This window comes from Paenibacillus sp. P4_A7, from assembly GCF_056402455.1.
In genome coordinates, this window is record NZ_JBFUHJ010000234.1 from 1 (window position 1) to 8298 (window position 8298).

Below are 8298 nucleotides of genomic sequence, written 5' to 3' on the forward strand. Positions count from 1 at the left end.
ACCACCTTTCTGTGGCCCTTCCTTGCAAATACGATCCGTAGTATCCGACTATGGCAACATCTTGAGAATAATGGTTTTTAATACGATTAACAATAACATTAGCTACGGCAAAAACATCAACCATAAAATCATCTCCTTCATCAGTGCATGTGCAGTATAACATTAATAATCATGAGCAGCTGGTAGAGAATAGGTATAGATAAAATTTCACAGCTCTTTGTTCCCTCGTTCCCATTTTCAAAAATCACCTACAAGATCATTTAATAGTTAATCTGAACTTTTGCCGAGAACCACCTTCTGGACCATTCGGAATGGATTCTATTAGTGGAATAAAACCAAACTTTTGATAGAGTCTTCTTGCAGATTGACCATCTGAAATATCTTCGCCAAATGTAGTAACGGTTACCTCTGATGGAGCATCGACAAGAGCGAGGATGTGCTTAAGTAATGCTGTTGCGACTCCTTTATTTCTTGCTTGGGTTGAAACAGCTAACCATCCAATCTTGTAGTTTGGAGCATTTGTGGTTGAAAACAATACACCGCCGAGTAAATTTGAACCTGGTGGGCCATTATTTTCTCTCACACAGAATGCACGATTTTGATTTATATTTTTCTCTAATGCTTGAATAAATTTCGGGTCATTCACCATAGGGCCAAAGAGGTATTCGACCTCCGACGCCAATTCAAGCCATCCATAAATATCCTCTAAATCTGCGTTTACTACTTTCATTGTCAAGTCCTCCATAAGTTAAGTGCGATAGGAATAAAGTGCACCGTGTAGAAATAAATTGCCCCGATAGACTAAAAAAAAAGCAAGCTACCGAAGTGCCTGCCCACCAATTTATACTATGCAACAATTGATACCGGATATTATAAAAATAAACCGATCCCGTTCAAGTTTTTTCTATACTGTATATGGACTGTTCTGCACCATATCTTTGCACCGTTTTATCTAATTTCATGTCAACTCTCTCTAATAACCTACATGAAGCAAGATTAGCTGTTTGTGTCTCGGCAATTAATTTAGAGAGTGATAACTCTTTGAAAGCAAAAGCTATAATCTGACTTATAACCTCGGTTGCATACCCGAAGCCCCACGAATTTGGCATGAACTCGTAAGAAATCTCAATGTCTGTGCCATCAACATGATTATCCAAAGAAACCAATCCAATAAAATCATGGTTACTTTTCAGACTTACAACCCAAGCTTTTGAATCCTTCTTGGATCGTTCTAATGCATCTAAGAACTTATTTGAAGTATGCTCTTCAGCAATAGCCCCACCAAGATATTTCCTTACTTCTTCATTCCTATATATTTTCTTCACATCTTCAAAATCGGTTTCATTCAACTTAACTAACCTGCATCTACTGGTTTCCAAAGATTGCACTCCCTATTATTGTATAATCTCACAAACGTCTAGCTCCTAATACCATCAATGATTATACATAATTCAGCTATAAATCCCCAAATAAACACATTCGAAACGCTCGACTCCCGGATATTTCTCCCCTAAACTCATTATCGAAAAGCCTATTTTGCTATAGAAACCAACAGCATCTTTATCCGTTTCAACCTTAATGCTTACAATCTTTTTGCTTCTAATAAATTCTTGTATCATGTTCTTACCTATACCCCTGCCACGATATTCGGGCTTTAATGCAATATGTTTGAGTTCTACTATGTCCTTTGTTTCGTATTCAAATCCAATTAAACCTACCAATTCTTCATTAATGCAAAACCCTAAGAGCTCACTCGAATTTCCGCTTTCTATTACGATCCAACTGAATCTCCAACAACCTCACCCAAAGGTACACTTTTATGTTTTTTTAACTCTAAACTATCAGCATGTTCATTAATACCTCCATTTACCAAGTATATTAATCTGAAATGGACTATGTTTTATATTACCATATATTAAAAAGACTACCACTAGGGCAGCCCTCCAATTTCTGTACAACTCAAATGGTTGTGAAATAACTCATTTAATTTTAAGATATAATACAATCCATCCCCGGAAGCTAGATATTGTTCCGACACTGTATCCATGGAGGTATCCGGCATTGACAGCTATAGCAATTTGAGGATGCACCCAATTAGATTCCTTCAGAAAATAGGCACAGCATGATGTAATCCAAAAGAGCGATTAATTAAGACGATTAATTTCGCTCGTGTAATTGGGCTCTCTGGCTTATAAGTCCCATCCGAATAACCTGACAACAAACCTTCTTTGATCCATTTCCGCATATCCTTTTCTGCCCAATGACCCTCTAAATCTTTAGCCGAAACATCTTCTATCTTAACCATACTCAACACCAACGCTAACGAAAATACAAAAATGAGTGCCATAGATTTTTTTAGCATGTTATTAATGAACAATAATTACGCCTCCTTATGTACTTCTTTATTAAAAACCTATCTCCAACTAAGCGCTAATCGCTATTCGCTCCTTGGTTCTGTAATCAGACCCTTCTTAATATTCATTAATTTCCAACATTTTCCCTTCTCTGTAAAAAAATAAACTAAGCTGAGGTTGTTCATGCGTAACTATATATCAACCATCATTAAACCTTTTGCTCATCCTATTATGAGCGCACAATACAACTCGCATTTTGACGGAGCTATTGATTTGACTGTATATCATCCAATTAAAGCCACATCGAAAACGATTTGATTGAGTTAGCTTGTATTTCATACAGGCTAATCGCCGATTTCGTACTAAAATGCTCCCTATCGTCCTATTTGATTGTATATTTTCCATTCAAATAGAAAGAAAACGATATATTTAGCTGTTTGATTGGACAATATACATTCAAATCAAAATTTCACAAACAACCGCTAACGAATTGGAGCTTTGGGTCACTAAGATTGCTGATACGAGCGAGCCACCATATACCGCGAATACTAATAATAGGAACTCTGAGAGCTAGAATGCTCGTCCGCATACAGACAAATGAAATCAAGCACTGATTTCGAAGGAACGCCTGTAAGCCGTTATTACTAAAAAATTTCTTCCGTGAACGCAAAAAAAAGCTGCCATGTCTAATAGACGGCAGCCTGCTGTTACATACCTATCCTTTTTGTATCGAACAAACGTTGAAACCTTATAAAGGTTTCCATCAAACTCTTTCTACTGAAATGCCGGCAAAATATGCTCAAAAATTAACCGTCTAGAGAAAATCGCATCATTCCGCTTTGTGATGTGCTTGCGAATAACGATGACTAGCTCAAGCTCTGGAACGACCATTAAATATTGTCCACCATGACCAAACGCAAAATAGCAATCGACCTGACCATTACTGCTCATAGGTGAAATCCACCAATGAAAGCCGTACCCGCCATAAATAGGTGGTTCATAGTGCAGCAGCCCTTTATGATGCAGCTTTGATGATTGTTTAATCCAATCGGCAGAGAGCAGCTGATCATTGCTCCACTGACCATTTTGCAAGTACAACACCCCGAGCTTAACTAAATCGCGACCGTACAAATACAGTCCCGTGCCTCCCTCATTTACACCTTCTCGCTGTGACCAACGTGCGGTGAGGAATTGAAGCGGGCGGAATAAATGCTCCTTCGCAAACTCTAAGGCACTCACTCCTGTCGCCTCAGTTAAAATATGTGACAGTAGATGTGATCCGCCTGAATTGTATGTAAAGGATTCACCGGGTTCATGAATCAGCGCCTGCTTCAGCACAAACTCGATCGGGTCATTCGAAGCTCTGAGCGCCTTGTATGGCTTATCGAAGTCCGGCCAGTCGAAGCCTGGTGTCATAGAAAGCAGATGTTTGATTCGAATATGATCAAATGACTTTCCGCTTATTTCCGGATGGGTGACATAATCAGTCATAGGCTGGTCTACACTTTGCAAGTAGCCTTTGTCCAATGCTATTCCAATCAAGGCGGAAAGGACGCTCTTCGTACATGAATATAACGGGCCTATATAATCGTGGCCGCGATCATACCACTCTTGAACGACCTGCTCACCTTGCATGACGATTACGGCGTTCATTTTCCATTCTGACAGCTGCGTGCTAAGTGCTGAGAGATCCAACTGTTTCATCCGTTAATCGACCTTCCTTACTATGAAGCATTTCTTTGCTGCTGCTCTACTTGCTGAATTTTCGGTAATCCTATAGATACGAATACGACAAATATGGATAATACCGCTGTCCACATAAAAATATGATGAAGACTTGTCTCTAGCGCACCCGCTTCAATCCGATCTGTTTGTCCAGTATGCAGAAGCAGACCAAACATAGTTATGCCTATAGTTTGCCCCAAAGTACGAATAAAGTTAAAGCTTGCAATTGCAGAGCCCCGAAGCTCCCAGCCAACGGATGAAGATACGGCCACGGTCAATGACGTTAAAGACAATCCGAACGAAAAACCTGCCATAAGCGTATAAGCAACAAACAATAAAAGCGGTGTTCCCGCATTTAATAACGAAAACCCAATACTAGCTGCCAGTAGAAAACAAGCGCCTATGACGCTTATGTAACGCAGGCCCTTCTTAGCAATCCAATTACCCGCAAAAATCGAACCGAGAGGCCATGCAATAGATAATGGTATCATCACCAGACCAGAATACGTCGCCGGTTTACCATACACTCCTTGAATCCAGAGCGGCAAATAAAAAATAATAACAACATTAATTACACAGATCAGAAAACCATTTAAGTTGGCCATACTGATCATGCGATTACGAAATAACTGAAATGGAATAATGGGTTCAGGTGAACGACGTTCAATTGCTGCAAACAAACTCATAAATACAATTGCACAACCAAAAAGTAGTCCAATATGCAAATTGGAGCCGGTGCCTTCATCCCCACCACGTAGTAAAGTCATCGCGTACAAGAAGCTGAACATACCGATTGTAAAGGTAACAATACCAGGATAATCAATATGTCGTTTCTTCTTACTAATCGTTTCACTTAGTGACGTCACAAGCAAATAAATGGCTACAATGCCAAAGGGAAGATTCATATAAAATATGGCTCGCCAAGATACATAATCGACTAGAAGCCCGCCCAAAAGCGGTCCAGTAACACCCGCTATTCCCCAAACACTGGACATCCAACCTTGTACCTTTGCGCGTTGCTCGAATGGATACAAGTCACCTATGATCGTATATGGGATCGTCGTCAAAGCCCCAGCGCCCAATCCTTGCAGCGCACGAAACCAAATAAGCTGATTCATTGACTGCGCGACACCAGACAGCATGGATCCTGCCAAAAAAATAAGTGCTCCGATAATAAAAATTCTCTTTCGTCCATATAGATCGCAAAGCTTGCCATAAACAGGTGTTGTAATTACCGTTGCCAACAAATATATGGAAATAATCCAACTGTACTGTTGGATTCCATGTAATTCACCGGTTATACTCGGCATTGCTGTGCTGACAATGGTCCCTTCTATCGCTGCCAAGAACGTCGCGACAAAGAGCGCGATCGTTATTTTTTTCCGTGACTGATTCGAGTTCATTATTCACCCTTCCGATGAATCCACAATAATTTATGTATAATGACTGGATCCTTTTCTACTCTATTATGATCGCAGTCAGTACCAATTATCAATGTAAATATTCAAAATTAGGATGTTTGCATATACCTCGCTTGTTTCTTATTACAGCATTCGCGCGTACAGCATTTTAATAAATAGGGTGCTCTTCTCGCATCGTCCATCTGCCAAAAGCTGCAGTCGCCATACAAATTACACAATACTTGCTCGGCTATTTCACAAGCTTCCTGTTCTTCTATAAGCAACGTTACGCATATCGTATAACATAGCGATTCATATCGTCTCAAATGTTCAACTTTTTGATGTAAACTAAGCATTTTGACAGTCGCCCCTTTAACGCAATAAAAAAACCTTCATCTCATTGTATTCGTTTGGAAGATGGAAAAAGTTACGAAATAGTTAAAATGAATCCTTTCTTCTATTCATTACGTAAATATGATATCCTAAATGATTCGTCTGTGATAATCTAATAAATATATAATCCATAAATTTATAGTTTTGGAAGTAAGGATGAGTGTAAATGGGCTATGAATTATTGTTAACTATTATAGAAGAGGTTGGATACGTCGCATTATTCCTTGTATTATGTCTTGGATTAATTGGTCTACCGATTCCGAATGAAGCCGTCGTTATGACCGGAGGAGCATTATCAGCAGCCGGTGTATTGTCACCAGTTCCTGCTTTTATAATGACCTTCCTCGGCATATGTTCTGCTATGACATTTGGATATAGCATAGGCAGATTTGCAGGGAGTAAATTATCCAATTGGTTCAGCCGCAAAAAAAATATAAGTAAGTTTATTGTGAAATCAGAGCAACTTGGTCAAAAATATGGAGGATACGCCATAAGTATCAGTCTCTGCCTCCCTTTTTTACGTCATGTTACACCATACGTCATGGGATTCAATAAAATGCTATTCCGTCGTTTTATTATGTTTGCTTATCCGTCCGCTTTCGTATGGACACTCAGTTATTTCATTATTGGAACATTTGTCGGTGATCAGGTTCAAGATATATCCGGTCTTATTTATACGTCCGGTGAATGGCTCGTAATAACACTTGCAGTAGTCGGACTAGGCTACTTAACCTATAAGTATTTCAAAGTAAAGTCAAAAAAGGAAAAAATCGAACGATCATTATAATACCCTGTCATTACGAAAAACGCCGCGCTTAGCGGCGTTTTTTTTGATTTAAAAAAAGATATCGCTGTTATCGAATCATCCTTATCAAAAATCTCTACTCCTGAAGATGGTACATATTTACATATCATTCGGACAAACTAATGGATAGTTAATGAAAGGAGGCATCAAAGATGAACAAGCTGTATGATCAAGCTCTTAAATTCCATTCCAAATCGTCTGATTTTGTTCACTATGTCTATCCCACTCCCTCTTTCACTTATTATATTTGTTATTATAAAACGTTAGTGAATAGTAACAGCCTTAATCAATATATTTTGCCAACTGTTCATCGGCTAAAGAGTGAAGGCATTCAGAAAATATATGAGGAGCTGCCTTTCTCTGACCGAACCATTATTTCCGACTACGAGGAGATGACAAAAAAGCTTTTAATGGGTTATTTAATGCTTTTCACCCTTGCAGAAGACGTATGTATCGCCCTTCAAGTTATTCAAACCGAATCTCGCTCCATTGAGGCACCCCAAATTGAATTCAGTGTTATCGGGCCTAAAGAAGCTTTTATCGAATCCATGGATACTAATATCATGCTCATCCGCAGAAGGCTACCTCTCACACAGCTCAGGGTTGAAGAGTATACAATCGGTCATGTGACTAAAACACGATGTGTGGTGATGTACATAGAAGGTATTGCTAATCCAATTAATATTGCGAGTATGGTTAAACGTCTGAAGAGCATTAATACAGATGTCATAACAGACATTACAAGCATGACGCAGCTGATGGAAGACAACAAATATTCCTTGTTTCCTCAATTCATCGAGACGGAACGGCCCGATCGCTTAGTTCATATTTTATCGTCCGGAGGAGTCGCTGTTATCGCAGACGGCTCTTCTCAAGCGTTCTCTGGTCCTGCTACGATAGGGCAATTCGTCATTGCCTACGAGGACTATTATTTACCGTGGCATATCGGTTCTTTCTTTCGCATTTTGCGTATCATCGCTATTTTCTTCTCTATTTTGGTAACACCAATGTACATTTCCGTTTTAACCTACCATTACCAACTGATTCCTACACTGCTGTTAGAGCCCATTATTTCTTCTCGAATCAACCTGCCCTTTCCTCCTTATATGGAGGTGATCTTCATGGAGCTCACAATCGAATTATTAAGGGAAGCTGGCGCCCGATTACCGTCCAAGATTGGACAAACCATTGGTATTGTAGGCGGTATTGTGCTGGGTACGGCTGCGGTTCAAGCTGCGCTAACTAGCAATATATTGCTTATCTTAGTTGCTCTCTCAGCCTTATCCTCGTTCACCGTTCCTATTTTTCATATGAGCAATACCATTCGTGTACTTCGGTATCCGTTTATAATCGGCGCTTCCATGCTTGGGCTTGTAGGTATGCTCATTTGTGCTTGTTTCTTGCTTACCCACTTATTGCGATTAAAGTCTTTAGGTACCCCGTTCCTGCAGCCATTTTATCCTCTTCGACCGCAAGATTGGGCGGATTCCATTATTRGGGCACCGTTATCCAACTTTAAAAATAGGCCAACAGCTAACCGTSCCTTGTTCATGAGCAAGAAAAGGAAGCTGGAGCCTTTGCAGGACATTGATGAGTAAAGGAGGCGCATAATGTTGAAGGC

At 39.7% G+C, this 8298-nt stretch carries 8 protein-coding genes; 2 read left to right on the plus strand and 6 right to left on the minus strand.

Annotation, left to right across the window (positions count from 1 at the left end; genetic code table 11):
* Positions 1 to 256 precede the first annotated feature (256 nt).
* The 6 genes from AC1DWN_RS21785 to AC1DWN_RS21810 form a co-directional block, all read right to left on the minus strand.
* Positions 257 to 730, minus strand: a complete 474-nt coding sequence (locus AC1DWN_RS21785) for a GNAT family N-acetyltransferase (RefSeq protein WP_477561000.1) — start codon at positions 728 to 730, stop codon at positions 257 to 259.
* A 163-nt stretch (positions 731 to 893) separates the two neighbouring features.
* Positions 894 to 1379 carry a GNAT family N-acetyltransferase gene (locus AC1DWN_RS21790; RefSeq protein WP_477561001.1) on the minus strand — a complete coding sequence of 162 codons (486 nt, stop codon included), beginning with the start codon at positions 1377 to 1379 and terminating at the stop codon, positions 894 to 896.
* Positions 1380 to 1451: 72 nt separating this feature from the next.
* Complete coding sequence (locus tag AC1DWN_RS21795; RefSeq protein WP_477561007.1) at positions 1452 to 1778, minus strand: GNAT family N-acetyltransferase; 327 nt, start codon at positions 1776 to 1778, stop codon at positions 1452 to 1454.
* 326 nt (positions 1779 to 2104) lie between these two features.
* Positions 2105 to 2377, minus strand: a complete 273-nt coding sequence (locus AC1DWN_RS21800; protein ID WP_477561002.1) for an S-layer homology domain-containing protein — start codon at positions 2375 to 2377, stop codon at positions 2105 to 2107.
* Positions 2378 to 3128: 751 nt separating this feature from the next.
* Positions 3129 to 4058: a serine hydrolase domain-containing protein gene (locus AC1DWN_RS21805; RefSeq protein ID WP_477561003.1), complete on the minus strand. Its 930-nt coding sequence runs from the start codon at positions 4056 to 4058 to the stop codon at positions 3129 to 3131.
* Between the two features lie 20 nt (positions 4059 to 4078).
* Positions 4079 to 5482 carry an MDR family MFS transporter gene (locus AC1DWN_RS21810; protein ID WP_477561004.1) on the minus strand — a complete coding sequence of 468 codons (1404 nt, stop codon included), beginning with the start codon at positions 5480 to 5482 and terminating at the stop codon, positions 4079 to 4081.
* A gap of 556 nt (positions 5483 to 6038) precedes the next feature.
* On the opposite strand from AC1DWN_RS21810, the gene AC1DWN_RS21815 reads away from it, so the two are divergent.
* The gene (locus AC1DWN_RS21815) at positions 6039 to 6659 is read left to right on the plus strand and encodes a DedA family protein (protein WP_477561005.1); all 621 of its coding nucleotides are present in this window, start codon (positions 6039 to 6041) and stop codon (positions 6657 to 6659) included.
* A gap of 170 nt (positions 6660 to 6829) precedes the next feature.
* On the plus strand, positions 6830 to 8275 hold the full coding sequence (locus AC1DWN_RS21820; RefSeq protein WP_477561006.1) for a spore germination protein: 1446 nt from the start codon (positions 6830 to 6832) through the stop codon (positions 8273 to 8275).
* Positions 8276 to 8298 lie beyond the last annotated feature (23 nt).